This window comes from Parasphingorhabdus sp. SCSIO 66989, from assembly GCF_032852305.1.
GTDB lineage: Bacteria > Pseudomonadota > Alphaproteobacteria > Sphingomonadales > Sphingomonadaceae > Alterisphingorhabdus > Alterisphingorhabdus coralli.
Map to the genome: position 1 here is coordinate 77,431 of NZ_CP136594.1, position 22,401 is coordinate 99,831.

General features: G+C 57.1%; 25 protein-coding genes. 14 read left to right on the plus strand and 11 right to left on the minus strand.

What is annotated here, in order from left to right; genetic code table 11:
* Window positions 1-13: 13 nt before the first annotated feature.
* Genes RB602_RS00340 through RB602_RS00350 form a run of 3 tightly spaced genes read left to right on the plus strand, consistent with a single transcriptional unit; the run spans window position 14 to window position 3,948 of the window.
* Window positions 14-1,249, plus strand: a complete 1,236-nt coding sequence (locus RB602_RS00340; protein WP_317081898.1) for a metal-dependent hydrolase family protein — start codon at window positions 14-16, stop codon at window positions 1,247-1,249.
* Window position 1,250: 1 nt separating this feature from the next.
* Window positions 1,251-2,831: an ROK family protein gene (locus tag RB602_RS00345; RefSeq protein ID WP_317081900.1), complete on the plus strand. Its 1,581-nt coding sequence runs from the start codon at window positions 1,251-1,253 to the stop codon at window positions 2,829-2,831.
* A 16-nt stretch (window positions 2,832-2,847) separates the two neighbouring features.
* The gene (locus RB602_RS00350) at window positions 2,848-3,948 is read left to right on the plus strand and encodes an S-methyl thiohydantoin desulfurase family protein (protein ID WP_317081902.1); all 1,101 of its coding nucleotides are present in this window, start codon (window positions 2,848-2,850) and stop codon (window positions 3,946-3,948) included.
* Between the two features lie 126 nt (window positions 3,949-4,074).
* On the opposite strand, the gene RB602_RS00355 is transcribed toward RB602_RS00350, so the two are convergent.
* Complete coding sequence (locus tag RB602_RS00355) at window positions 4,075-4,611, minus strand: YceD family protein (protein WP_317081904.1); 537 nt, start codon at window positions 4,609-4,611, stop codon at window positions 4,075-4,077.
* The gene (locus tag RB602_RS00360; RefSeq protein WP_317081906.1) at window positions 4,608-5,141 is read right to left on the minus strand and encodes a ubiquinol-cytochrome C chaperone family protein; all 534 of its coding nucleotides are present in this window, start codon (window positions 5,139-5,141) and stop codon (window positions 4,608-4,610) included. Before RB602_RS00360 ends, RB602_RS00355 begins: the two co-directional genes overlap by 4 nt.
* A 144-nt stretch (window positions 5,142-5,285) precedes the next feature.
* On the opposite strand from RB602_RS00360, the gene RB602_RS00365 reads away from it, so the two are divergent.
* The gene (locus RB602_RS00365; RefSeq protein ID WP_317081908.1) at window positions 5,286-5,771 is read left to right on the plus strand and encodes an outer membrane protein assembly factor BamE; all 486 of its coding nucleotides are present in this window, start codon (window positions 5,286-5,288) and stop codon (window positions 5,769-5,771) included.
* Between the two features lie 7 nt (window positions 5,772-5,778).
* Here the strand turns inward: RB602_RS00365 and RB602_RS00370 are convergent, their stop codons facing one another.
* The gene (locus RB602_RS00370; RefSeq protein ID WP_317081910.1) at window positions 5,779-7,101 is read right to left on the minus strand and encodes a hemolysin family protein; all 1,323 of its coding nucleotides are present in this window, start codon (window positions 7,099-7,101) and stop codon (window positions 5,779-5,781) included.
* 96 nt (window positions 7,102-7,197) lie between these two features.
* A complete protein-coding gene (locus RB602_RS00375; protein ID WP_317081912.1) occupies window positions 7,198-8,451 on the minus strand; it encodes an FAD-dependent oxidoreductase in 1,254 nt (417 codons plus the stop codon).
* 180 nt (window positions 8,452-8,631) lie between these two features.
* Here RB602_RS00375 and RB602_RS00380 point away from each other — a divergent pair, with 180 nt between their 5' ends.
* Window positions 8,632-10,971, plus strand: a complete 2,340-nt coding sequence (locus tag RB602_RS00380) for a DNA translocase FtsK (RefSeq protein ID WP_317081914.1) — start codon at window positions 8,632-8,634, stop codon at window positions 10,969-10,971.
* Between the two features lie 41 nt (window positions 10,972-11,012).
* On the plus strand, window positions 11,013-13,073 hold the full coding sequence (locus RB602_RS00385) for a beta-propeller domain-containing protein (RefSeq protein WP_317081916.1): 2,061 nt from the start codon (window positions 11,013-11,015) through the stop codon (window positions 13,071-13,073).
* Between the two features lie 33 nt (window positions 13,074-13,106).
* Here RB602_RS00385 and RB602_RS00390 read toward each other — a convergent pair whose 3' ends face one another.
* The 3 genes from RB602_RS00390 to RB602_RS00400 are packed head-to-tail and all read right to left on the minus strand — an operon-like array spanning window position 13,107 to window position 14,581.
* The gene (locus tag RB602_RS00390; RefSeq protein ID WP_317081918.1) at window positions 13,107-13,832 is read right to left on the minus strand and encodes an SDR family NAD(P)-dependent oxidoreductase; all 726 of its coding nucleotides are present in this window, start codon (window positions 13,830-13,832) and stop codon (window positions 13,107-13,109) included.
* Window positions 13,829-14,242, minus strand: coding sequence for a hypothetical protein (locus tag RB602_RS00395; protein ID WP_317081921.1), 414 nt, complete (start codon window positions 14,240-14,242; stop codon window positions 13,829-13,831). Before RB602_RS00395 ends, RB602_RS00390 begins: the two co-directional genes overlap by 4 nt.
* 21 nt (window positions 14,243-14,263) lie before the next feature.
* A complete protein-coding gene (locus tag RB602_RS00400) occupies window positions 14,264-14,581 on the minus strand; it encodes a hypothetical protein (protein WP_317081922.1) in 318 nt (105 codons plus the stop codon).
* Between the two features lie 96 nt (window positions 14,582-14,677).
* Between RB602_RS00400 and RB602_RS00405 the strand changes: the two genes are divergently transcribed.
* Window positions 14,678-15,118, plus strand: a complete 441-nt coding sequence (locus RB602_RS00405; protein WP_317081924.1) for a winged helix-turn-helix transcriptional regulator — start codon at window positions 14,678-14,680, stop codon at window positions 15,116-15,118.
* A gap of 35 nt (window positions 15,119-15,153) precedes the next feature.
* Here RB602_RS00405 and RB602_RS00410 read toward each other — a convergent pair whose 3' ends face one another.
* Entirely contained in the window at window positions 15,154-15,576 is a 423-nt protein-coding gene (locus RB602_RS00410) for a hypothetical protein (RefSeq protein ID WP_317081926.1), read from the minus strand.
* A gap of 34 nt (window positions 15,577-15,610) precedes the next feature.
* Window positions 15,611-15,973, minus strand: a complete 363-nt coding sequence (locus RB602_RS00415; RefSeq protein WP_317084596.1) for a response regulator — start codon at window positions 15,971-15,973, stop codon at window positions 15,611-15,613.
* A 53-nt stretch (window positions 15,974-16,026) separates the two neighbouring features.
* Between RB602_RS00415 and RB602_RS00420 the strand changes: the two genes are divergently transcribed.
* The 4 genes from RB602_RS00420 (at window position 16,027) to RB602_RS00435 (ending at window position 18,750) form a co-directional block, all read left to right on the plus strand.
* Window positions 16,027-16,296, plus strand: coding sequence for a DUF3572 domain-containing protein (locus tag RB602_RS00420; protein WP_317081929.1), 270 nt, complete (start codon window positions 16,027-16,029; stop codon window positions 16,294-16,296).
* The gene (locus tag RB602_RS00425) at window positions 16,293-16,946 is read left to right on the plus strand and encodes an HAD family hydrolase (RefSeq protein WP_317081931.1); all 654 of its coding nucleotides are present in this window, start codon (window positions 16,293-16,295) and stop codon (window positions 16,944-16,946) included. The genes RB602_RS00420 and RB602_RS00425 overlap by 4 nt, the downstream gene beginning before the upstream one ends.
* A 155-nt stretch (window positions 16,947-17,101) precedes the next feature.
* Window positions 17,102-17,566 carry a RidA family protein gene (locus RB602_RS00430; protein WP_317081933.1) on the plus strand — a complete coding sequence of 155 codons (465 nt, stop codon included), beginning with the start codon at window positions 17,102-17,104 and terminating at the stop codon, window positions 17,564-17,566.
* Between the two features lie 11 nt (window positions 17,567-17,577).
* Window positions 17,578-18,750, plus strand: a complete 1,173-nt coding sequence (locus tag RB602_RS00435) for a GNAT family N-acetyltransferase (RefSeq protein WP_317081935.1) — start codon at window positions 17,578-17,580, stop codon at window positions 18,748-18,750.
* On the opposite strand, the gene RB602_RS00440 is transcribed toward RB602_RS00435, so the two are convergent.
* Both RB602_RS00440 and panC read right to left on the minus strand, forming a co-directional pair.
* Entirely contained in the window at window positions 18,751-19,047 is a 297-nt protein-coding gene (locus tag RB602_RS00440; RefSeq protein WP_317081937.1) for an SEL1-like repeat protein, read from the minus strand.
* 164 nt (window positions 19,048-19,211) lie between these two features.
* Window positions 19,212-20,072, minus strand: a complete 861-nt coding sequence (gene panC, locus RB602_RS00445; RefSeq protein WP_317081938.1) for a pantoate--beta-alanine ligase — start codon at window positions 20,070-20,072, stop codon at window positions 19,212-19,214.
* Window positions 20,073-20,238: 166 nt separating this feature from the next.
* Here panC and RB602_RS00450 point away from each other — a divergent pair, with 166 nt between their 5' ends.
* The 3 genes from RB602_RS00450 to RB602_RS00460 all read left to right on the plus strand — a co-directional run bounded on the left by RB602_RS00450 (window position 20,239) and on the right by RB602_RS00460 (window position 22,386).
* Window positions 20,239-21,060 carry a division plane positioning ATPase MipZ gene (locus RB602_RS00450; protein ID WP_317081939.1) on the plus strand — a complete coding sequence of 274 codons (822 nt, stop codon included), beginning with the start codon at window positions 20,239-20,241 and terminating at the stop codon, window positions 21,058-21,060.
* 168 nt (window positions 21,061-21,228) lie between these two features.
* Window positions 21,229-21,816, plus strand: coding sequence for a phosphoribosyl-AMP cyclohydrolase (locus tag RB602_RS00455; RefSeq protein WP_317081941.1), 588 nt, complete (start codon window positions 21,229-21,231; stop codon window positions 21,814-21,816).
* Between the two features lie 93 nt (window positions 21,817-21,909).
* A complete protein-coding gene (locus tag RB602_RS00460; RefSeq protein ID WP_317081943.1) occupies window positions 21,910-22,386 on the plus strand; it encodes a J domain-containing protein in 477 nt (158 codons plus the stop codon).
* Window positions 22,387-22,401: the final 15 nt, after the last annotated feature.

Below are 22,401 nucleotides of genomic sequence, written 5' to 3' on the forward strand. Positions count from 1 at the left end.
GTCGGGGCAGACCATGTCATTCGCTCTCACAAACTTTCGCCTGTTTGATGGCGAGAACCTTCTGGACGGCTTGCATCGGGCGGTTGTGGTTGAAGGCGATCGCATTGCTGACATCTATGACAGCGTGGAGGCGCTGTCGCCCGAGGTTGAGCGCATCGACCTGAACGGCTCCACCTTGATGCCGGGCCTGATTGATGCGCATTTTCATTGCAACAGCCCTTCGCTCGATGTCGGGTCGATCGACCATTTGCATCCCTCGCATCTGGCCCAATTTGCGCGCGAACATCTTGAATCCATGCTCAATCGTGGCTTCACCACAGTGCGAGACGCGGGCGGGGCGGATTACGGCTTGGTCAAATCCATCGAGGAAGGCCTTATCAGCGGGCCACGGCTGTTCATTGCCGGCCGTGCTATCTCGCAAACAGGCGGGCATGGCGATTTGCGCGCAGCGCATGCATTTGAGCCTTGTGGGTGCGGCTATAAGGGTGTGCTCGCAATGGTCGTCGACGGCGAAGATGCCATGCGCGCCGCCGTGCGCAATGAACTGCGCAAGGGCGCGCATCAGATCAAATTATTTGTTTCCGGCGGCGTGCTTTCGCCGACCGATCCCATCTGGATGGACCAGTTTACCGATGTCGAGATCAAAGCAGCGGTTGAAGAAGCGGAACGCTGGCGCACCTATGTCATGGCGCATTCGCATACTGCTGAGGCATCAACCCGATGCTCGGTCAATGGCGTGCGCTCAATTGAGCATGGTACTTTGATCGACGCTGAGGCGGCAAAAATCATTGCTGATCATCAGACATATGTTGTCCCGACAATCTCGGTCATGCAATCGCTGGGCGAAGAGGTCAAAACCCTGCCACAGGCGGCGATGGATAAGCTGGACCGACTCCTCGATGAAGCAGGTGAAGCGATTGCCCATTGTCACAAGGCGGGGGTCAAGCTTGGCCTGGGAACCGACCTTTTCGGGGAATTGCACGGACGCGAGCTGAACGAGTTTACCGCGCGGGCGCAAATTGACGGCGCGCTTAACGCCTTGCGCTCGGCAACCAGTGTCAATGCCGAAGTCATGGACATGAAGGGCCAAATCGGGGTGATCCAAAAAGGCGCATTCGCAGACATGATCGCCATAGACGGAAACCCGATTGAGAATATTGGCCTGTTCGACGATCCGGACAACACGATCAGAATGATCATGCGCGGCGGAAAGACCATACGAAACACATTGGACTGCGGAGTAGCCTGAAATGACCAAAGCCTCGAACGGACGCTCTTCAGCGTCAAAACTCCGACTGGGCATTGATGTCGGCGGAACGAACACCGATGCGGTTCTGATGGACGGTGATAATGTCGTCGGCGCGGTCAAGCGCGCGACATCTGAAGACATTGCACAAGGCGTGATCGACGCGGTCACCGCCTTGCTAGACGAGACGAGCTCGTCTCCGTCCGAGGTGTCTCGGGTGATGATCGGGACGACGCAATTTGTGAACGCCTTTTTGCAGCGGCGCAATCTGGCCCGCACCGCCGTTTTGCGCGCGGCTTTGCCAAAAACAGACGGGGTTCCGCCCAAGGTGTGCTGGCCCGAGGATCTGCTGGCGAAGATCGGCCATAATGTGCACATGGTCGAGGGCGGCGCTTTCTACACCGGCAAGGATTATCGCACGCTGGATACAGATGCGGTCGCCAGAATTGCAGCGCAACTGGTGGAAGACGGCGTTGAGTCTCTGGCAATTTCCAGCGTCTTCGCCCCGATACGGCCCGATCTTGAAGAGGCGATTGCAGATATAGTGGCTGACATCGCCCCCGGCATAGCGATCACAAAGTCTGCCGATCTCGGCGGTGTGGGGCTGGTAGATCGAGAGAATGCGGCCATCATCAATGCAAGTCTGGTGCCTTTCGCGCATCAGGTGGTCGCTTCGATGCAAGGCGCATTTCGTGACATGGGGTTCGCGGTCAGTCCCTTGTACAGCCAGAATGACGGTACGTTGATTACCGGAGAGCGCGCCGAGGCCTTTCCGATCCTGACATGCGCGGCGGGACCGACCAACTCGATCCGCGGTGCCGGTTTCCTGACCGGCTCGCAAGATGCCGTCGTTGTCGATATTGGCGGCACCACCACGGATATCGGGTTTCTCACCAAGGGGTTTCCTCGGGAAACTTCCAGTGCAAATTACATTGGCGGCGTCCGCACCAACTTCCGCATGCCGGACATATTGTCGATCGCGCTGGGCGGTGGATCGCATGTGAAGACCGATGGCGACAACATCTCGATTGGCCCTGAATCTGTTGGCTTCCGCTTGACAGAAGAAGCGATGATCTTTGGTGGAACGGCCACCACGGCGACGGATATTGCGGTCGGCTCGGGCCTTGCCAGCTTGGGCGATGTCACCAAGGTCCAGTCTCTGCCGGATGATCTATTGAAGCAAGCGGTCGGCATGATGCAGCACATGGTTGAAGATGCCATCGACCAGATGCGTTCGAGTGCGAAGCCTATAGACGTGATTTTGGTTGGTGGCGGTTCCATCCTGATTGGCAATGATTTGCGCGGCGCGGCGCGGCTGTTGCGGCCGGAACATGCAGGCGTTGCCAATGCCGTGGGCGCTGCCATTGCGCAGGTCAGCGGGCGGATCGACAAGCTCTATGACTATGGCGAGGCTGGCCGCGAAGCAGCGCTTGAGCGTGCGAAGAGCGATGCGATTGCCAACGCAGTCTCCGCAGGCGCGACAGAGAATACAGTCGAAATAGTCGATATCGAAGAACTGCCGATGACGCATATGCAAAGTTCGGCAGTGCAAGTGCGCGTCAATGCGGTTGGCGAACTGAGCTGAGGCGGGAGACAGGGCGATGAGCATTATCCAAAACCAGAATGACATCCGCGATATGGCACGCGGCGCGGTTTTCCTGGGCGCAGGCGGCGGGGGTGACCCGCAAATTGGGGAGCTTTTTCTGCACAATCAATTGGCGCAGGGACGCAAGCCAAATATCGTTTCGGCAGAGACACTTGATGATGACGCCTTTGTCGTCTCAATCGCCGGGGTTGGCGCTCCTACGGTTCTGGTCGAATATCTTGTGAGCGAAGCCCATTTGCTCGACCTGCTTGAGAAAGCCGAGGCATTTTATGGCCGCAAGGTTGATGCCCTGATTTCCGCAGAAATCGGTGGCGCAAATTCGATGTTCCCGCTGGCACTCAGCGCGTCCACGGGATTGCCCGTTATTGACGCCGATGGAATGGGCCGCGCATTTCCGCATCTCGAAATGACAACATTCAGCGTCTATGGCTCCAAGGCAACGCCCGCAATCGTTACCGATGAATTGGGCAATAAGGTCACGCTCGATTTGCTGACAGATCGTCTGGCTGAGGAAACCCTGAGGCCAGTCGTGGCAGCCCTTGGCGCCATGGTCTTTTCAGCGATCTATCCGATGACGGCGAAATTCGTAAAGGCAAACGCCGTACATGGTTCGATAACGCACAGCCTCGCTATCGGCAGATGTATCCGCGAAGGCCGCGACAAGAGCGAAGATGTCTTCGAAACGCTGCTGCAATATCTCAATCAACCCGATGAAGATCGTCACGCCAAAATTCTGTTTGATGGCAAGATTGTCGATGTTTCGCACGAAACACGTGACGGATGGCATTGGGGCAAGGCGGTCTTGCGACCGCTCGATAACGGTCCGGACGAATTCGAGATCGAGATTCAGAATGAATTTATCATCGCGCGCAAAAACGGCGAGCCAGCAGCAGTGGTCCCCGAGCTTATCATCGTCCTTGACCGCGAAACAGGTGAACCGATGACCGCAGAGATGCTGCGTTACGGTTTGCGTGTGAAGGTCGTCGGATATAGCTCTGCTGAAATCATGCGCCGCCCTGAATGTTTGGAGGTCTGGGGACCAAAGGCATTTGGCCTCGACATGGACTTTATGCCCATTTCCGAATGCGTGGCCTGATTCCCTGTTGCTAGTGTGGCTGTTGCATGAGCTTCGAGTTTGTTAGGTGGCAGGGTCCCGGCACCGTGCGCTTACTATAGCTTGAATTCTGTTAAGCAGCTCTTCGGTGAATAATTGCCTTGCTTATCAGTCCTTTTTCAGCGCACCCAGCGCGGCGAATGGGCTTTCCTTCTCTTCACCCTCGCGCAAAATGCCTTTCCGGCTGATCGCCGCATCAGCATTAGGTCCGCGCGGATAAGGGTCTAGCGCCAGTGCCAGCGTCTGCGCCACAGCCTCGCCGATATCAAAACGGCCATTGTCCATTGGCATAAGGTCGATATCATCCTGCTCGACCAGTATCTCGGCTTCATCGCTGTCATCTGCCAGCGTCTCTTCGGCGACAAAGTGGAGTTGAAATGGCTGGTTAATATGGCTGGCAAAATCCTCCAGCGTGATAACACAGCTTTGGACAATATCGGCCCTAAGTGTGCCGGTGACATGCACATCCTCGCCCTGGCGTTCATAGGAACAGTCTGCCGACAGCGTATTGATGCGCACGAGGCCAAAGCGCGCAGCTAATGCGGCGCATTCTGCTTCGCTTGCGGTAATGCTCGCAGGCGCCTGTTCCAACTGTGCGGCAAAAGCCAAACGCGACAGTTCTGCTAGGTGCGTATCACCACTCATAGAATCTCTCCCGCCAGCACGGTATCAATGCCGCGTCCAACCAGACCGGCATGCACGGCAATCATCCCGTCACACGCATAGCCAAGCGCCTCCTCGCTGACCTCGGTCTGATAGACATTGCGGCGCAGCACATCTTCGAGCGCAGCGCGGCGCGCATCATGATCTTCCAGCGCGAATGCCTCGCGCAAGCCGCCCAGACGGCCGCCCAAAATGCTCATCATTTTGCCGACACGCTTGCCGACAACTACATCGCCCACGCCTTCCTGACGCAATTGCCCGTCCATATCATCAACGAACAGCTCGGTCAGTGCCACCCCTGCCTCGGCCTTGTCCGGAGCGTCCTCCAGCCGCAACAGCACCAGCGATAACAGGGTAACCAGAAGATTGAACCGCCCCTCCACATCATCAGCGACTCCGCCATCGAGATACCAGTGCGGCTGTCTGCCCAGTGTAATCACCGAGTTATAGAGCGGCACCATCGCATCTTTGCGATCTGGACCACGGGAAAACAGGCGCGAGAAAATAGACATGGCGGAAAATTCACTTCTGGTTCAGCGAGGGATTGAGAAAAGTCTTGCGGCAAATATATTGCTATTTGCCGCGCCAGATGCAATGCGCGATGGCGTTGGCAGCTTATGCCATACACAAGGTAAGACAGGCACGAACAGAAAGCCATGACTATCAAGGCGAACTCCATCCTTATCGCCAGTGCTATCGCACTCATGCTGTTGAGCGGTTGCACCCGGCTGCGGGCCCATCGTGGCTATGTTGTAGATCCGGTGCTCACCACTTCGGTTTCGCCCGGCATTGATGACAAGCGCTCTGTTGAAGATATGCTGGGCCGCCCGACTTTTGTTGGACAGTTTAATGAGAGCGAATGGTTCTATGTCTCGCGAAATACCAAACAGCTCGCCTTTTCTCGTCCAAAGCCTGAGCGCCAAACGGTGCTGCGCGTGCGTTTTGATGAGCGCGGTCAGGTCGTGGATGTTGCCGAAACCGGTGTAGAACTGGCCGTCAATCTCTCCCCCGATGGCGATGCCACCCCGACACTCGGCCGTGAACGTGGCTTTTTTGAAGACCTGTTCGGCAATATTGGTGCCGTTGGCGCGGGCGGCCCCGGCGGCCCTGGTGGTCCGGTTGGTCCCGGCGGCGGGCCTTAACCTTAGTCTAATCCGACTCTACAGCTTCTTTGGCATCGGCGACCTGCCGAGCGATCAGCTTGTCGATCTTGCGACCATCCATATCGACAATTTCAAAGCGCCAGCCCTGATCCTCAAACTGCTCGCCCTCCTCTGGAAGATGGCGCAATATCGCAAGCGCATATCCCGCCACTGTTGCGAAATCACGTGTCTCGTCAAATCTGAGACCAATGCGTTCCGCCAAAGCATCTGCGGGTAGCGCGCCGGAAATCAGCAGCGAGCCATCATCACGTTCCAAGATCGCGGGCAGGTCGCCATCTTCCTGATCCGAAACAAAGTTCCCCGCCAGCGCGGACAAAAGATCAGCAGGGGTTACGATCCCGTCAAAATGGCCATATTCATCATGCACCATCGCCATGGCAACATCGGCCTGTTGCAAAACGCCAATGGCATCCATGGCATCGACTTGATCGGGGATGATGGCTGAAGGGCGCATCAAGGCGCGAATATCGGGTTGCTCATTTTGGACAAGGCTGCGCAGCAGCTCACGCACTTTCACGACGCCGATAATCTCATCGATCGTGCCCTCGGCGACTGGCCAGAGGCTATGCTGAGAGCGCTCAAGCAAAGCGGAAATCGCATCGCTATCGGCATCGACATCGATCCAGTCAACCTCGGTGCGTGGCGTCATCACCTCTCGTACAGGGCGGTCGGCCAGTCGCACCACGCCGGAGATAATCGCCCGCTCCTGCTCTTCGATCACGCCCGATTTTGTCGCTTCGGCAAACACCATTTGCAGCTCTTCGGCGGTAACCAGATCATCGGCGGTGCGGCGCAGGCCGAGCAGGCGAAAGATCATCGCGCTGGTCATATCCAGCACCCAGACCAGAGGCGCGGCGATACGCGCCAACAGGTCCATGGGTATGGCCATCACCACCGCAATCCGCTCTGCCGAGCGCAGCGCGATCTGCTTCGGCACCAGTTCACCAATCACAAGCGAGGCATAGGTGGTGAAGCCGATCACCAGCGCAAAGCCAAGCGTCTGCGCCAGATCAGCAGGAACGCCCAGCGGCTCCAAACGTGCCGCCACCGGACCGCCCAGACTGGCGCCGGAATAAGCGCCTGCGATGATACCGATCAGGGTAATGCCGACCTGGACGGTAGAGAGAAAGCGCCCCGGATTGGCGGCCAGCTCAATCGCCTTGGCCGCTCCGCTATTGCCCTTTTCCGCAAGCGCCGCCAGCCGCGCGGTGCGCGCCGACACAATCGCCAGTTCGGACATGGCGAAGACCCCGTTCACCAGCACGAGAACGAGAATGATGATGAGATCAAACCAGGGAAATGGTGGCATTATGCTTTCCCTATTGAGGAAAACGCCGAAAAGCACAAGCGCCCGCATGTAACCTCTAGTCTAGCGCCAATGCGACTATACCAAGCTTCTCAGCCCTTATACGGCGACACCCTGCAACAAACGCGGCAAATTGCCGCTTTCACCGCGCGCTTCTGCGGCAAGCCAGTTGCGCAGCGGTTCGACCGCGCCCACCGCCTCCATGCCGGTACGGCGCAGACCAGCGAGCGGTTCGGGCAATGCGAAAATCCGCATAAGGCTGTCAGTGACCGACGCCATCAGCGTGACATCGCCTGCACGCCAGTCGCTATAGCGTTGCAGCATATCACTATTGCCGCATTCCAGCCCCATGCGCACCGCCTCGGCCATGATCTCGGCGAAACAGGCGACATCGCGCAGGCCAAGGTTAAAGCCCTGCCCGGCAATCGGATGCAGGGCATGGGCCGTATCGCCGATCAGCACTGTGCGTCCGCGGACAGGATTGGTAACATTGTGAAAGGTGAGCGGGAAGCGACCGCGATCACCGGCAAGCTGCACATCGCCGGTGATATCGCCAATATGGCGCGCCAGCTCAGCACAAAAACCGCGTGGTCCCAATGCCATCAAGCCATCCGCCTGCTCCGAAGGCATCGACCAGACGAGAGAGCTGCGATGCGGCGGCAGATCAGAGCCATCAGACACATCACCCAGCGGCAATAGCGCCACCGGGCCTCCGGGGAGAAAATGCTGAAATGCGACGCCATCATGGCCATGCGCATGCGCCAAAGTCGCGACAATGGCATGATGGTCATAGCCCCATTCGGTCGCCGAGAAGCCGCCCGATTTCAGACTTTGCGAATGCCTGCCTTCGGCGACCACCTGTACATCGGCGGTCAGCTCTGTCCCATCATCCAGTGTGAGCGTCACGCCTGAATCATGCTCTTCGCGCGCAACGCAGCTTTTGCCGAAATAGCAGCTTATCGCAGACTCTTTGGCAATCTGGGCAAGCAAAGCTGCTATCAGGGCCGTATTGGGCACCATGTAGCCCATGACATCGCCTTGCTCGGCATCGAAGCGCAGCGGTTTCGCGCCCTGCTTTTCGCGCACCGCAATGGCGTTGATCGGAGAGGCAGCATCGCCCAGTTGTTCTGCAACACCGATAACATCAAACATTTCCCAACTTGAGCGGATAATCGCGGTCGCGCGCTGATCATCTTGCTGGCTGACATGCGTTGCCGGATCGACCGGATCAATCAGATGCACGCTGAGGCCCGAGCGCGCCAGCGCCAGTGCCAGCGTCAAGCCGATCATTCCGGCTCCGGAAATGGCAATGTCGTAATGCAAGGGCGGCGCGGGCGAGTCCTGTTTGGTCATATTGTGGTTTTTAGGGGAACGGGACGCAGGTTGCAAAAGGCAAATTATGCCAATGTTCTATCGTAATAATACAGTTGCAAAGCTAGGTGAATCCACGAGTCGCTACCTATCTCAGACTTGACGGGGAGTCCTGAGTCTGCGCATAATTGGCATCTGAATAACGATTATGGACTGACAGCTATGGCCAGCAGGGCAATTGCACAGAAAAACAGCGACTGGCGCGCGATTATGCGTCAGAGCCTTGGCCGCAGCCTTGAGCTGATCTTCGGCGCAACACTGTTTATCTTCGTCATCTTCTTCGCGCTGGCGCTGTTTAGCTATAGCCTGACAGACCCTTCCCCCAGCACCGCAGCGGGCGGAAGCGTCAGCAACTGGATGGGCCGCCCCGGCGCATGGATTGCCGAACGTGCGCTGAGCTTTTTCGGTCCCGCCTCAGTGCTGTTTCTGCCCTTTGCTTTCGTCACCGGGCGGCAGCTGTGGCGCAATGATGAAAAGCGCAATGGCTGGCGCTCTCTGGCGCTGATGACCGCTGGCACGGCCTTTATCGCCGCCGCTATTGGTCTGGCCTTCCCCGGCACAGCAGGCGATTTGCCAGCCGGATGGGGCGGCCTAAGCGGCCTTACCGCCACTATCACGGGGGACGCGATAACATCACGCCTGCCGGAAGCAGCGCAACCATGGCTGGGTATCGCGGTGACCGCATTGCTCGGCCTTGTCGGCGCGGTGAGCGTTTGGCGCGCTATTCCGGTTGACCGCAATGTGCTGCGCCTGCCCAGCTTCACCCTACCGCGCCTCGCCCTGCCATGGGGTGGCAAGAGTGAGGACAATGAAGAAGAAGGTAATGCGCCGTTTATCGCCGATCCAGAGACCGACAAAGCTCCGGCAAAACCCGCCAAGCCTCGGCCCTCTGTCGAGCCCGACAACCGCCCGCCACCGGAGATCAGCGAACCCTCATTGCCACCAAAACAGGCCCAGCTTGGTCCGACCAGCCGTCAGGGCGACTTTTTTGGCGATTATGATCTTCCCGAGCTTGATCTGCTCGATCAGGCTGAACATGCCGAAGGGCCGCGTCTCGACAAGGTAGCGCTGGAACGCAATGCACGCTTGCTCGAAAGCGTGCTCGCCGATTTCCGGGTGCAGGGTGAAATCAAGGCGGTCCGGCCCGGACCGGTGGTCACCATGTATGAGCTGGAACCCGCCCCCGGCACCAAGGCCAGCCGCGTGATCCAGCTGGCCGATGATATTGCCCGCAATATGTCCGCCATCTCGGCGCGCATCGCGGTCATCCCCGGGCGCAATGTCATCGGCATCGAACTGCCCAACAAGAAACGCGATATGGTGGTGCTGCACGAGATGCTGGCGAGCCATCACTTTGCCGAGCATAAGGGCCAGCTGCCAATCATTCTCGGCAAGAATATCAGCGGTGACCCGGTAATTGCCGATCTTGCTCCCATGCCGCACCTGCTGGTTGCGGGCACCACCGGATCGGGTAAATCGGTGGGGCTGAACTGCATGATCCTGTCGCTGCTCTATCGGCTTACCCCCGATCAGTGCCGCCTGATCATGATCGACCCGAAAATGCTCGAACTATCGAGCTATGATGATATTCCGCACCTGCTTTCACCCGTCGTCACCGAACCGGCCAAAGCGGTGCGCGCGCTCAAATGGGCGGTGGAGCAGATGGAAGAGCGCTATCGCATGATGTCCTCGATCTCGGTGCGTAACCTCGCCAATTTCAACGAAAAGGTGAAGGCCGCCAAGGCCAAGGGCAAGCCGCTCGGCCGCCGGGTACAGACCGGCTTTGATCCGGAAAGCGGTCAGCCGCTTTATGAGGAAGAGCAGCTCGATTTCGAGCCGCTGCCGCAGATTGTCGTTATCGTCGATGAGCTCGCTGACCTGATGATGACCGCAGGCAAGGAAGTCGAATTTCTGATCCAGCGTCTGGCGCAAAAGGCACGTGCGGCGGGCATCCATCTGATCATGGCGACGCAGCGACCCTCGGTCGATGTTATCACCGGCGTGATCAAGGCGAACCTGCCGACGCGGATCAGCTTCCATGTCACCTCCAAGATCGACAGCCGCACCATCCTGGGCGAACAGGGCGCGGAGCAGCTGCTCGGCAAGGGTGATATGCTCTATATGCCCGGCGGCAAGGGCCTGACCCGTGTGCACGGGCCGTTTGTCTCCGACGATGAAGTCCGCCGCGTCGCCGATCACTGGCGCGCACAGGGCCAGCCCGATTATGTCCAGTCGGTCACCGAGGAACCGGAAGATGGTGGCTTCGCCCTTGAAGGCGCATCACTCGACGATAATCCCGAAGCCGAGCGCTATCGCAAGGCGTGCCAGATTGTGTTTGAAAGCCAGAAAGCCTCGGTCAGCTGGCTGCAGCGCCAGTTGCGCGTTGGCTATAATACCGCAGCGCGCCTGATCGAACAGATGGAAGAAGAGGGCCTTGTCAGTCCCCCAAACCATGTAGGCCGTCGTGAAGTCTTCCGAGACCGCGACGGTAACCCGATTTAGGGCGGTATCGAGCATTGCACGGTTAATAAGGAGGTTAGGCAGTGATTGGTAAGTTCTTACCGGCAGGCCTGTTCAGTATTCTCCTTGCTGCATGTGCAACCCTTGAACCAGCGCCGCCCAATGCTGGTGTTAGCAATGGGACACTGGAATCAAATCCTGGCCCAAAGTTGGCGCAGTTCAAATCCGAACGACAGTTCAACCGATACATAAGGAAATTGGCTCGTGCGCAGAAGCGCTATTCGGAGAATTATGAATATGATGAACAGGTCATAGTTGTCACGGCCCAAAAGCTATCACCACCACCACCGAGCCCAGCCGTTGAGAGTGACGGCACATTCGACCCTGATAATCCCGAAATAACTAACAATCAGATGATTGGAGTCGATGAAGGCGGTATCGTGAAACAGATCGGCCGCTATCTAGTTACACTGCAAGATGGTCGTGTATTCTCAATCGACCTGGGCAAAAGTCAGGGCGAACCCCTGATGCTAACAGATCGTATCAATGTCTATCGCAACAAGGAAGTTGCTGCGAGTTGGTATGACGAAATGCTGGTTCGTGGAAACAGGATATTGGTGACTGCCTATAATTATCGGGAGGAGGCCACCGAAATCACTGTGATCGCTATGAATCGGGAGGGCAAATTATCGCGCGAAGGCCGCTTCCTGATCAGTTCGAATGACTATTACAGTACCGATAATTATGCGACCCGCCTGGTTGGCGACAAGCTGGTTTTCTATACGCCTCATGCGCTGCGCGCTGATCCGCGGACGGGCTATAGATGGCCTACACTCAGGCGAGCCTTGAGTGATTCTGAAGAAGCCCTTTCACAGAACATGTTTGGCGCGACACAGATCTACCAGTCTTTCGATAAGGATATTCTCTTTCCAACACTGCACAGCATTTCGATATGTCCGCTGAAAGGTATGGATTTAGCCTGCCAGACGACGGCATTTATCGGTGGTGCGATGCAGGAGTTTTACGTCTCGCCTGAAAATGCTTTCCTCTGGATAGATGCGCCTGACGATCGCCCATGGGGAATCGACTATGATTTGCGACGACGCATGTCATGTCGCGGCGATCAGCGGGAACATGATGGCGATGACAATGAAAGTGCTCTGTTATATCGCTTGTCAATCACCTCAGGAGAGATCGGCGTAGTCGGTCTGGACGGCGTGCCAGCTAACCAGTTCTCTTTTGACAGCCGCGATGATCGTTTTCGCGCCCTGCTCAACCGGAAACGGCGCGGCTGCCTGACGGAAGAAGAGTATGATCGTGACCGCAATCTGAGCTTGCTTGATATCCCGTTGAGCGTTTTTGATGAGCGCGTCCATCAGACAGCAGAAAAAGCGTATATCTCCTTGCCATCAAAGGGAGACGGTCGGCTCAAAAACCGTTTTGTAGGAGACTGGCTGCTCTACAGCGCTTCAGATGAATATTGGTCGCTATATGATGATCCGGACTATCCTGATGATTATACCGGAGATGAAAGCGAACCACCTTCAGAGAAACCTCAACAAGACATCGTGTTCGCAACGCCGCTACGGCAACCTATGGCGACCAAGCAGCTTTTGTTACCACATAATGCACTGAGAATCGAACGTGCGGGTCGCGGTGCCGTCGTCACGGGCTATCGAGACGGTCGGGGTCTGTCGTTAAGCATGATCGCTTTGGAGAATAGCCCGTCTGTCGAAGCCACAACCACGCTTTATGGTAGAGTAGAGACAGAACGTCGCAGCCATGCCTTTGGTGCATGGATCAAACCGGATGGCAGTGGGGTAATCGGCATTCCTACGAGTCAACGGATATGGCGCGCTGGTCGCGGCTGGTCGGATAGCGAAGATTCAGATCTCAGTTTTGTAAGGATCGGAAACGACAGTGCCATGTCCTCAGCTGGAGAACTGGCAGTCTCCAGTATCGATACAGCTAACGGCTATAAATGCCAGGTTTCCTGTATTGATTGGTATGGTAATGCACGGCCCATCTTCACCTATGGGCGTATTTTTGCGTTGATGGGTACAGAATTAGTGGAGGGCGCAATGCAGGATGGCAAGATAGTCACACTTGGAAGGGTCGATCTAACCGGTGAGACAGTTCATTAGAAAGAGCAGTGACGATCACTGATACCAGCCCGCTCACCACCGTTCTTTGAACGGACGCAACTCCACCTCGTGCGACCAGGCCGAGCGGTGTTGCTTATGGGTGGTCCAGAAAGCATCGGCGATGGCGGCGGGTGAAAGCGCGCCGTCTTCGCCCATCTGATCGAGATAATCGGGATAATTATCGCGCACCCGATCGCCATCGATCACGCCGTCGATGATGAAATGTGCGACATGAATGCCCTGCGGCCCATATTCGCGCGCGAGTGACTGGAGCAGATTGCGCAGCCCGGCTTTGGCCGAGGCGAAATGCGCGAAATTGGGCTTCCCGCGCAATGAGCCGGAGGCACCCGTAAAGAACATGCTGCCATGCCCCTGCTCCTTGAGCAGCGGCACCGCACGTTGCGCGGTGAGAAAGGCGCCAAAACAGCAGACGCGCCAGAAATTCTCAAACTGCTTGGCCGTCAGCTGCTCAAACGGGATGATGGCATTATTGCCGGCATTATACAGCACAGCGGCAATCTCGCCGCGTTCTGCCCCATGCGCGAAGAGCGCGTCCTGATCCGCTTCACTGGTGACATCGACGCGCATCGCTTCGATGGAGCCACCTTTTGCTGCAATCGCATCCGCCGTGGCCTGCACTGTGTCCAGTGTGCGCCCGGTAAAGAGCACATGATGCCCCTCATCAGCAAAACGCTGCGCCAGCGCGCCGCCGACGCCATTGAGCGAGCCGCCGCCAAGAATGATGACCGTGCCGCTCATTGTGCGGCCTCCGCTTTCAGCTTCGCCTCATGCGCCTCCAGCCATGCGGCCTCCTCGCCCGGCTCGGGAAGCAGATCGCCGCCTTCCATAACCCAATGGGCCGGGACATCCTGTGTCGACATGGTGATATTCTCCAGCGCGATGCCGCTGTGCCGCGCCACCGATTGGCGCATCTGTTTAACAATCTCTTCTTTGGTCGCATCATCGCGCCCGGCGCGGATATTGCCGTGCAGATGCACTGTGGCATTGCCCAGCGGCGGCATAGGCGCATCCTCGAAGAAGAACGCATGCACAAAGGTCGGCGGCGCGTCTGTCTGTTCGCAATGGATATCGGTGATGTCCTTGGCGATCTTTGCCTTGGCAGCCTCGGGAATGACGCCCGCATGGGCATTGCAGAGATAAAGCGGCATGGTCTTCTCCTTTACCCGGGCTTATTGCGCCGGGTCGTTGATGCTGGCGACAATCTCGTTGATCGAACAGGCGGTTTTTTCCATCCACAGGTCACATATGTGCTGCAGCATCGCGATCCGCTCAGGCTGGGCCAGTGCCTGTGGTGACTGGATGCTGACCAGCGAGCTGGTCGACGGCTTGGCCTCGGTAAAGCCGTTACCGGGTTTGACCTCGATCCAGTTGATCATCGCCTCGCCATCCAGCTCCGATTGCGTCAACGCACCGAGCTCCTCACGCAATGTGGCGGCGATATCCGCGCCAATCTGCCCCTGCTGCACAAAGCATGTAATCGGTATCATCGGGCATCTCCTCTTGGCCGAGCGACTCTGTCTGTAGGGCTTGCACGATAATAAAGTGGTCCTATAATGCAACCACTTTATCGATGAGAAAGCGTCATGCAGCCAAAATCCTTTGCCGATATGCAATGCTCCATCGCCCGCACTCTGGAGATGATCGGACCTTGGTGGTCATTCCTGATTATCCGCGATGCCTTTATGGGCGTGCGCCGTTTCCGCGATTTTGAGCGGTCATTGGGGATCGCCAAAAATACGCTGACCAAAAGGCTGAACCAGCTTGTCGATGCCGGGCTGCTGCAAAAAGCCCCCGCCAGCGATGGCAGCAAATATGCCGAATATCAGCTGACGCAAAAAGGCCGCGAGCTATTCCCGGTGATCCTGTCGCTGACCCAATGGGGTGACAAATGGGCCGAGCATGAGGATGGCCGGACCTTTATGATTATCGACAAGCGCAATGGCGAGGAGATTGTCAGGCAAGAGGTACATGATGCGGAAGGCAGGCTGGTGCCATCCAGCGCTATCGGCGTGCGGCGGGCATGAGAAGGTCGGTGTAGAATAAGCGGACCGTATAACCGCTATCGAGTATCACCGTAGAATCTGTTTTGGATATCTTTCACTGCTTGCCTGCCTTCATCGACTAGCTGAGTTTCGGCAATTCTCTCCGGCGTCAATGCATCGAGGAATTTTGTTGAGACCCTGTCTTTGGGGTTGTTCCAAATATCAAAAAAGATCTCATCCAGCTCAGCCTCTGAGAGATTGAAATTTCGCTTCAACCAGTGACGATTGCCATACTCGCTACCGCCTCGTTCTTGGCTGTCTTTAATGCGATTACGGCAATACTCTTCCTGAAACTCTGGAGTAGAAAGCCAGAGTGACTTGGCACCTAGTGATGACAGAGAGAATCGGTCTTTGATTTCGGCAGCCATTTCAGAAGAGTAACGCTCTCCCTTATCAAGCTTGGCTCTAATATAGTCATAGGGACCGATCATGTCACTCATAGCGTCCAACTCTGGCTTGCTCTTTGACCCCGCTTCATACCAACCCGTTCACTGCCTCCATAAACGGGCCGATGCTTACCGGCTTTGAAATATACCCCTCTGCCCCGGCGGCGCGGATGCGGGCTTCGTCGCCGGTGCCAGCATAGGCGGTGACGGCGAGGATCGGGATGGCGCGCAGGTCCTTGTCGGCCTTGATCTGCTCGATCAGTTCCAGACCGCTAATATGCGGCAACTGGATATCCATGATGATCAGGCCGGGGACAAATTCGCCTGCCTTCTCGACCACATCGCGGCCATCGGCAACCGGCTCCACCGCATAGCCATGGGCGCGCAGCACATCGCAGAATAATTTGCGATTAAGGTCATTATCCTCAACCACCAGCACCCTTTTTGCCACGTCGGCCATCCTTTCTCTTGTCCCCACCGCCTGCCACTGCCATTTAAGCAGTCATGGTGCAACAACGCGATGACACAGACGCCGAAACACAGGCGTTGCAGGTGCTGGCCTGGGCGCTGGGCAATGACAATCGGCGGGATCGGTTGTTGGCGATGACCGGCATGACGCCCGATGATCTGCGCGCCCGCGCCGGATCGCGCGAGGTGCTGGGCGCGGTGATGGGCTGGCTCGCCAACCATGAGCCGGATCTTTTGGCCGCGTCAGAGGATTTACAGATACGGCCGGAGCAACTGGCCGCCACTTATCAGGAGCTGAGCCGATGAGCAGGCCATTATTGATTACCGATTGCGACGAGGTGCTGCTGCATATGGTGGTGCCGTTTCGCCAATGGGTGGATGAGGAGCATGGCGTCAATTTTGACCTGAGCGGCGGCGATTTTTCGACCGCGCTGACCGATCAGAAGACCGGCGATGTCCTGAAACCGGAGAAAATCTGGGCGCTGCTCGGTGGCTTTTTCGACACCGAGATGCACCGCCAGACGCCGATTGACGGCGCGGTGGAAGGACTGGCCGCGATCAACGAAGTCGCCGATATCGTCATCCTTACCAATTTGATGGACCATCGCCGCGACCATCGCGCCGAACAGCTGGCAAAATTTGGCATCGACTATCCGGTCTATACCAATCAGGGGCCCAAGGGCGGCGCGCTGAAAACCATTCTCGACGAGCATCAGCCGGGATCAGCGCTGTTTATCGACGATCTGCCGCAGCATCATGACTCGGTGGGCGAAGTCGCGCCACATGTCTGGCGGTTGCATATGGTGGGCGAGCCGGAAGTCGCGCCGCATATTGATTGCGCCGAAACCAAAGGCCATGCGCATGTCCGCATCGACCTTTGGAGCGAGGCGCAGCACTGGATTATTGACCGGCTGACCAGCGGTGCGGATGCGCCCGCGATTGCGAAGGCGGCTTAGGCACCATTGTGATATGAACTGCCATATCCCCCAACGTCATTCCCGCGAAGGCGGGAATCCAGAGCCGCAAGCATTGTGCCCCGTTGTTCTGGACCCCCGCTTTCGCGGGGGTGACAGTAAGATTTGATACATTAGGATTGCACAGAAAGACCCTTATGACCGACACGATTGACGCCCGTCTTGCCGAACTTGGCATCACACTGCCCACGCCGGCCGCGCCGGTAGCGAGCTATAAGCCTGCGGTTTTGCACAATGGCATACTCACTATCTCCGGGCAGCTCCCGTTTATCGATGGCGAGCTGGCGACGGGCAAGCTAGGCGCGGATGTATCGCTGGAACAGGGGCAGGCCGCAGCGCGCGCTTGCGGGATGATGATTTTGGCGCAGGCCAAGGCGGCGCTCGGTTCGCTCGACCGGGTGACACAGGTGGTCAAGCTGGGCGGTTTTGTCGCCAGCGTGCCCGATTTTCATGACCAGCCGAAGGTGGTCAATGGCGCTTCCGATCTGATGGAAGAAGCATTCGGCGAACTCGGCCGCCATGCGCGCAGCGCGGTAGGTGTACCGGTGCTGCCGCTCAATGCCGCAGTTGAAGTCGATGCGATACTGGCGGTGAAGGACTAGCCTTAACCTCAATGGCCCATGGCGACCCGACAACTCAGGATGATGGCCCGGCCATAGCGGCGCGTATCGAGAAAGGCGTCAGCAAGATTGATGCCGCGGAATGGGATGCGTTGAATATCGCCAGCGGTGACAACCCGTTCACCAGCCACGCCTTTCTCTCGGCGCTGGAGGATTCGGGCAGCGTCGGCAAAGGCACGGGCTGGCAATCGGCGCCGATCACCATCCGCGATGACAATGACAGGCTGGTCGGCGCGATGCCCGCCTATCTCAAAGGCCACAGCCAGGGCGAATATGTCTTCGACCATAGCTGGGCTCATGCCTATGAAAATGCCGGTGGCCGCTATTATCCCAAGCTGCAGATTTCCGCGCCCTTCACCCCGGCAACCGGGCCGCGTCTGCTGGTGCTGGAGGAGCAATGGAAAACGCCACTGATCCTTGCCGCACAGCAACTGACTGAGCAAAATGGTCTGTCATCGGCCCATGCGACCTTTTTGACCGAGAGCGACCGACAGGACTTTGGCGATCTTGGCTGGTTGTTGCGCAGCGATACTCAGTTTCATTGGGCTAATCAGGGTTTCGACGATTTTGACGGCTTTCTTGCCACGCTTTCATCACGCAAGCGCAAGACCATCCGCAAGGAACGGCGCACCGCTCAGAGCGATGTCGAGATTGTTCATCTGTCCGGCGATAATCTCACCGAAGCGCATTGGGATGCGTTCTGGGTCTTTTATCAGGATACCGGCGCACGCAAATATGGCATGCCCTATCTGACCCGCGAAGCGTTCAGCCTGTTTGGCGAGCGGATGGCCGACCGGATCGTGCTGGTGCTCGCCTATCTCCACGGTGAACCGGTGGCCGGCGCGCTCAACTTTGCCGGGCCGGATACACTTTATGGCCGCTATTGGGGCTGCACCCGCGACATTAACTGCCTGCATTTTGAGCTGTGCTATTATCAGGCCATCGATATCGCCATTGCCCGCGGCCTTAGCCAAGTCGAGGCAGGCGCACAGGGTGGCCACAAGCTGGCGCGTGGCTATGCCCCGGTGACGACATGGTCAGCGCATTATATCCCTGACCTAGGTTTCCGCCGCGCCATCGCCGATTTCCTCGAGCGCGAGCGCGAGGCAGTGGCGCATGATCAGGAATTTCTCGCCGAGATGACGCCGTTTAAAAAGGGTGGATAGTCAAGCCGCGCGACGGCTATGCTCGGCAATCCAGGCGCGGGCTTCGCGCTGGGCTTCAGCGATTTCGCGTGCGGTCATTTCCTCGGCGATTTCCGCGCGACAGGTAGCGCTTTCAACATGGCCTGATACGGCGGCGAGGTTGAACCATTTATGCGCCTCGATCAGATCAATGTCATTGCCTTCGCTGCCGGTAGAGAACGCCACGCCGAGGTCAAAATAAGCAGCCGGATCACCGGTTGCAGCTTCCGCCAATTTGCTCTCGATCAGAAAACGTGCGCTCTTGATACTGTTAGCCATTGTCTGGCCCCCTTTACTGTCTTTCTTAGTAACGACAGGGGCAAGTTCGGCTTAACTGATAAAAATATGGTTAACGCAAATGGCGTTTCCGTTAATCAACTATCCAAATCGGTAGAAATCGGAAATATTTTACATTTCTTGCGGCGATTCCGGATTTTAGCCGCTCACGGTACCATGAGCGGCCAATTGTCGATAAGCCGTGTCTTGCCCAGCCTTGCGGCAACCAACAATCGCGCGGCAATCGGGCCATTTTCGATCTTTTCGCCCATTATCGGCGCCAGCGTATCGGCGTTGCGGATTTCGGCATAGTCTATCGGGTCAAAGTCGGCTTCGGACAGTCTGCGGATCAAAAGCTGCAAAGCTACCGCGATCTCACATCCGGCTTCGATGGCTGCTATCGCTTCGCGGATCGCATTGGGCAATGTGGTCGCGCGCTGGCGCTCATCCGGTGTCAGATACGCATTGCGTGAAGAAAGGGCGAGACCGTCATCATCGCGCACAGTCGAAACGCCTACAATCTGCGGCGTCATATCCAAATCACGCACCATGCGGCGGATGATTGCCAGTTGCTGATAGTCCTTCTCACCGAACAGCGCGATATCGGGACCTATCTGGTTCAGCAGCTTGCACACCACCGTCGCGACACCATCGAAATGCCCGGGACGCGAACCACCGCACAGCCCCAGGCTGATATCGGGCACGCGGATAACGGTTTCAAAACCATCAGGGTACATCGCCTCAGCCGTTGGCGCCCAGAGCAAGTCAACGCCTGCCTCCTTGAGCAGCGCGCTGTCTTCTGCCAGCTGGCGCGGATAAGCGTCGAGATCCTCATTCGGACCGAATTGCGTCGGATTGACAAAGATCGACACAGCAACGCGATCCGCCTGTTGCTTCGCTGCCTCAACCAGCGCCATATGCCCGGCATGCAGCGCGCCCATAGTCGGCACCAGCGCCAAAGAAGCGCCATCCGCCCGCATCGCCGTCAGCGCATTTTTTAGTGAGTCATGGTCATGAACAGTTTGCACCGGAATGGGCCCTTCTGTATGTGCAGGCGCGAACCGGTCAGGCCTGCGTTCTTGGTATCTGGACTCTCTTGATTGACGGTCCATATCCATGCGCATATCGGCACACTTGCCGGGGGGCAATGCAGGAATGATAAGTGGCCGCAAAGGCCATGAACAGGGGCCAGGAATGACGGCAATGCATGAAACAGGCGACAGGGGCACGCACCGTATTGTCTTTGCCAATGAGAAAGGCGGCACCGGAAAATCAACCACCGCTGTGCATGTCGCCATAGCCCTTGCCTATCGCGGCATGAAAGTCGGCATCATTGACCTCGACCCGCGCCAACGTACCAGCTTTCGCTATATGGAGAACCGCACCGCGACCACTATTCGCCGCGGCATTTCTTTGCCCATGGCGCAATTCAAGGTGTTTGAGCAGGATACCATCGCCCGGCTCGACCAGATGATCGCGCAGGAAGAGAGGAGCCTCGACTTTCTGATCTTCGATACACCTGGACGCGATGACAAATTTGCACGCTATGTCGCAACGTCAGCAGATACACTGGTGACGCCATTGAATGACAGCTTTGTCGATTTCGATCTGATCGGGCAGGTTGATCCCGATACATTCAAGGTCAAGCGTATCAGTTTTTATGCCGAGCTGATCTGGGAAGCGCGCAAAGCCCGCGCCAAAAATGCGGGCAAGGAAATGGACTGGGTGCTGCTGCGTAACCGTACCCAGCATATCGAGGCGCGCAATATGCGTCGTATCAACCGGGCCTTGCATGAGCTGTCCAAACGGGTGGGCTTTCGCATCATTCCCGGGCTGAGTGAGCGGGTCATCTATCGCGAGCTGTTCCCCTCAGGATTGACCCTGCTCGATAAAGGCCATTTGGGCGATCTTGGCACCAGCCATATTGTCGCGCGCCAGGAACTGCGTGAACTGGTTGCAGCATTGAACTTGCCAGGCTTGGAACAACCGGCAAAAGCCCAAGCAAGCCTGTTTTAGGTTATCCTGCCAAAGCATGCCGAATGACTGGACCAGATTTTGCACCTTTCCATAGCGGCTGCACAATATCTTGACTATGCTGTCTCCAAGAGCGCAAAGACAGGGCAGATTCTTGTTCTGTCTGGCCCTTATCGAGATTACTTCCCCCATCCAATGAAAGGACATTTGATGACAAACCTGAGAGATACCGCACGCATTTCGCTGGTCGCGATAGCCGCCATGGGACTGGCTGCTTGCCAGCCAGGCGCGGAACAGGGTGCTGAGACTGCAGAAGGTGCAAAAAGCTGCATCACCGAGGAAGAGGTGGTGAACGCCCAGAAAGCATGGGGTGACGGCATTGTCGCGATCGGCAAGACCTTCACCGAGGAAGGCGATTACACCACCGCCGCCACCGATCATATCAACAAATTCTATGGCTATGATCTGGACGGCGTGGTGCTGTTCAAACCAACTCTGGCTGCCGATGAACAGTTCCGTGGCTCGTTCGACGGCGCGCTTTCCTATTTTGTCGGCGGCAATGAAACCTTCAAGGAAGATAAAGGCTTTGCGCTGACCCCATGGACAGCAGTGCGCTGGGAGAATGCCGGCATCACCAATTCCAGCTGCGACATGGCCGTTGCCATGGGCAATTATTGGTTCACCCCGGCCGAGGGTGACGAGATCAAGGTCGAATATACCATCGGCTATGTGAAGGATGATGAAGGCAATCTGCGCATGGTGGTGCACAAATCATCCCTGCCCTATGCTGGCAGCTAGTCGTTGAAATGGATATGATCCGGGACGCTTAACCAGTGCCCCGGATCAACGGCTCAACTTGCACGCCTTCCCTGTCCGCCCCATATTCAGCCCATGCCGTTACTCTTCATCCTCGCCGCCGGATGTCTGTTCTGGCTTTGGTATTCAGGGCGGCTTGCCCGAATGCAACCGGGTGACTGGTTCGCGCTTACTGTCGCCATGCTTGGGACGCGCTTTCTGACAACCGGGCAACTGCCCGCGGCTGGCGCCATGCTGGTCGGCGCAATTGGTTGGGCGGTGTATCGATCTGCGTCAAAACCGACAGCTAAGGCTGAACAGCAAGGCGCACCAAAAGCGCCGCCTGAGCCACCCCATCTCGCAGAACCCGGGATGACCATTGCTGAAGCCCGAATGCTGCTGGGAATCGATGAACGCGCGACTTCCGATATGATCCGTGCTGCCTATCGCCGTCGCATGACACGTGCACATCCTGATGCTGGTGGCAGCGCAGAGCTTGCTATACGCCTCGGAACAGCACGCAATATCTTGCTGGAAAATCGCACAGAAAAAACCGACTGGCCTATTGGATAAAGGCGCTATAAGGCG

What these genes read in the sequence shown, in the direction of transcription:
- RB602_RS00375 (WP_317081912.1), bottom strand. Translation starts at nt 8,451, where the DNA reads ATGACCAAACAGGACTCGCCCGCGCCGCCCTTGCATTACGACATTGCC.
- RB602_RS00455 (WP_317081941.1), top strand. Translation starts at nt 21,229, where the DNA reads ATGACAAACCTGAGAGATACCGCACGCATTTCGCTGGTCGCGATAGCC.
- RB602_RS00340 (WP_317081898.1), top strand. Translation starts at nt 14, where the DNA reads ATGTCATTCGCTCTCACAAACTTTCGCCTGTTTGATGGCGAGAACCTT.
- RB602_RS00450 (WP_317081939.1), top strand. Translation starts at nt 20,239, where the DNA reads ATGACGGCAATGCATGAAACAGGCGACAGGGGCACGCACCGTATTGTC.
- RB602_RS00345 (WP_317081900.1), top strand. Translation starts at nt 1,251, where the DNA reads ATGACCAAAGCCTCGAACGGACGCTCTTCAGCGTCAAAACTCCGACTG.
- RB602_RS00460 (WP_317081943.1), top strand. Translation starts at nt 21,910, where the DNA reads ATGCCGTTACTCTTCATCCTCGCCGCCGGATGTCTGTTCTGGCTTTGG.
- RB602_RS00360 (WP_317081906.1), bottom strand. Translation starts at nt 5,141, where the DNA reads ATGTCTATTTTCTCGCGCCTGTTTTCCCGTGGTCCAGATCGCAAAGAT.
- RB602_RS00390 (WP_317081918.1), bottom strand. Translation starts at nt 13,832, where the DNA reads ATGAGCGGCACGGTCATCATTCTTGGCGGCGGCTCGCTCAATGGCGTC.
- RB602_RS00420 (WP_317081929.1), top strand. Translation starts at nt 16,027, where the DNA reads ATGGTGCAACAACGCGATGACACAGACGCCGAAACACAGGCGTTGCAG.
- RB602_RS00430 (WP_317081933.1), top strand. Translation starts at nt 17,102, where the DNA reads ATGACCGACACGATTGACGCCCGTCTTGCCGAACTTGGCATCACACTG.
- RB602_RS00400 (WP_317081922.1), bottom strand. Translation starts at nt 14,581, where the DNA reads ATGATACCGATTACATGCTTTGTGCAGCAGGGGCAGATTGGCGCGGAT.
- RB602_RS00350 (WP_317081902.1), top strand. Translation starts at nt 2,848, where the DNA reads ATGAGCATTATCCAAAACCAGAATGACATCCGCGATATGGCACGCGGC.
- RB602_RS00395 (WP_317081921.1), bottom strand. Translation starts at nt 14,242, where the DNA reads ATGCCGCTTTATCTCTGCAATGCCCATGCGGGCGTCATTCCCGAGGCT.
- RB602_RS00380 (WP_317081914.1), top strand. Translation starts at nt 8,632, where the DNA reads ATGGCCAGCAGGGCAATTGCACAGAAAAACAGCGACTGGCGCGCGATT.
- RB602_RS00440 (WP_317081937.1), bottom strand. Translation starts at nt 19,047, where the DNA reads ATGGCTAACAGTATCAAGAGCGCACGTTTTCTGATCGAGAGCAAATTG.
- RB602_RS00370 (WP_317081910.1), bottom strand. Translation starts at nt 7,101, where the DNA reads ATGCCACCATTTCCCTGGTTTGATCTCATCATCATTCTCGTTCTCGTG.
- RB602_RS00425 (WP_317081931.1), top strand. Translation starts at nt 16,293, where the DNA reads ATGAGCAGGCCATTATTGATTACCGATTGCGACGAGGTGCTGCTGCAT.
- RB602_RS00405 (WP_317081924.1), top strand. Translation starts at nt 14,678, where the DNA reads ATGCAGCCAAAATCCTTTGCCGATATGCAATGCTCCATCGCCCGCACT.
- RB602_RS00355 (WP_317081904.1), bottom strand. Translation starts at nt 4,611, where the DNA reads ATGAGTGGTGATACGCACCTAGCAGAACTGTCGCGTTTGGCTTTTGCC.
- RB602_RS00410 (WP_317081926.1), bottom strand. Translation starts at nt 15,576, where the DNA reads ATGAGTGACATGATCGGTCCCTATGACTATATTAGAGCCAAGCTTGAT.
- RB602_RS00435 (WP_317081935.1), top strand. Translation starts at nt 17,578, where the DNA reads ATGGCCCATGGCGACCCGACAACTCAGGATGATGGCCCGGCCATAGCG.
- RB602_RS00365 (WP_317081908.1), top strand. Translation starts at nt 5,286, where the DNA reads ATGACTATCAAGGCGAACTCCATCCTTATCGCCAGTGCTATCGCACTC.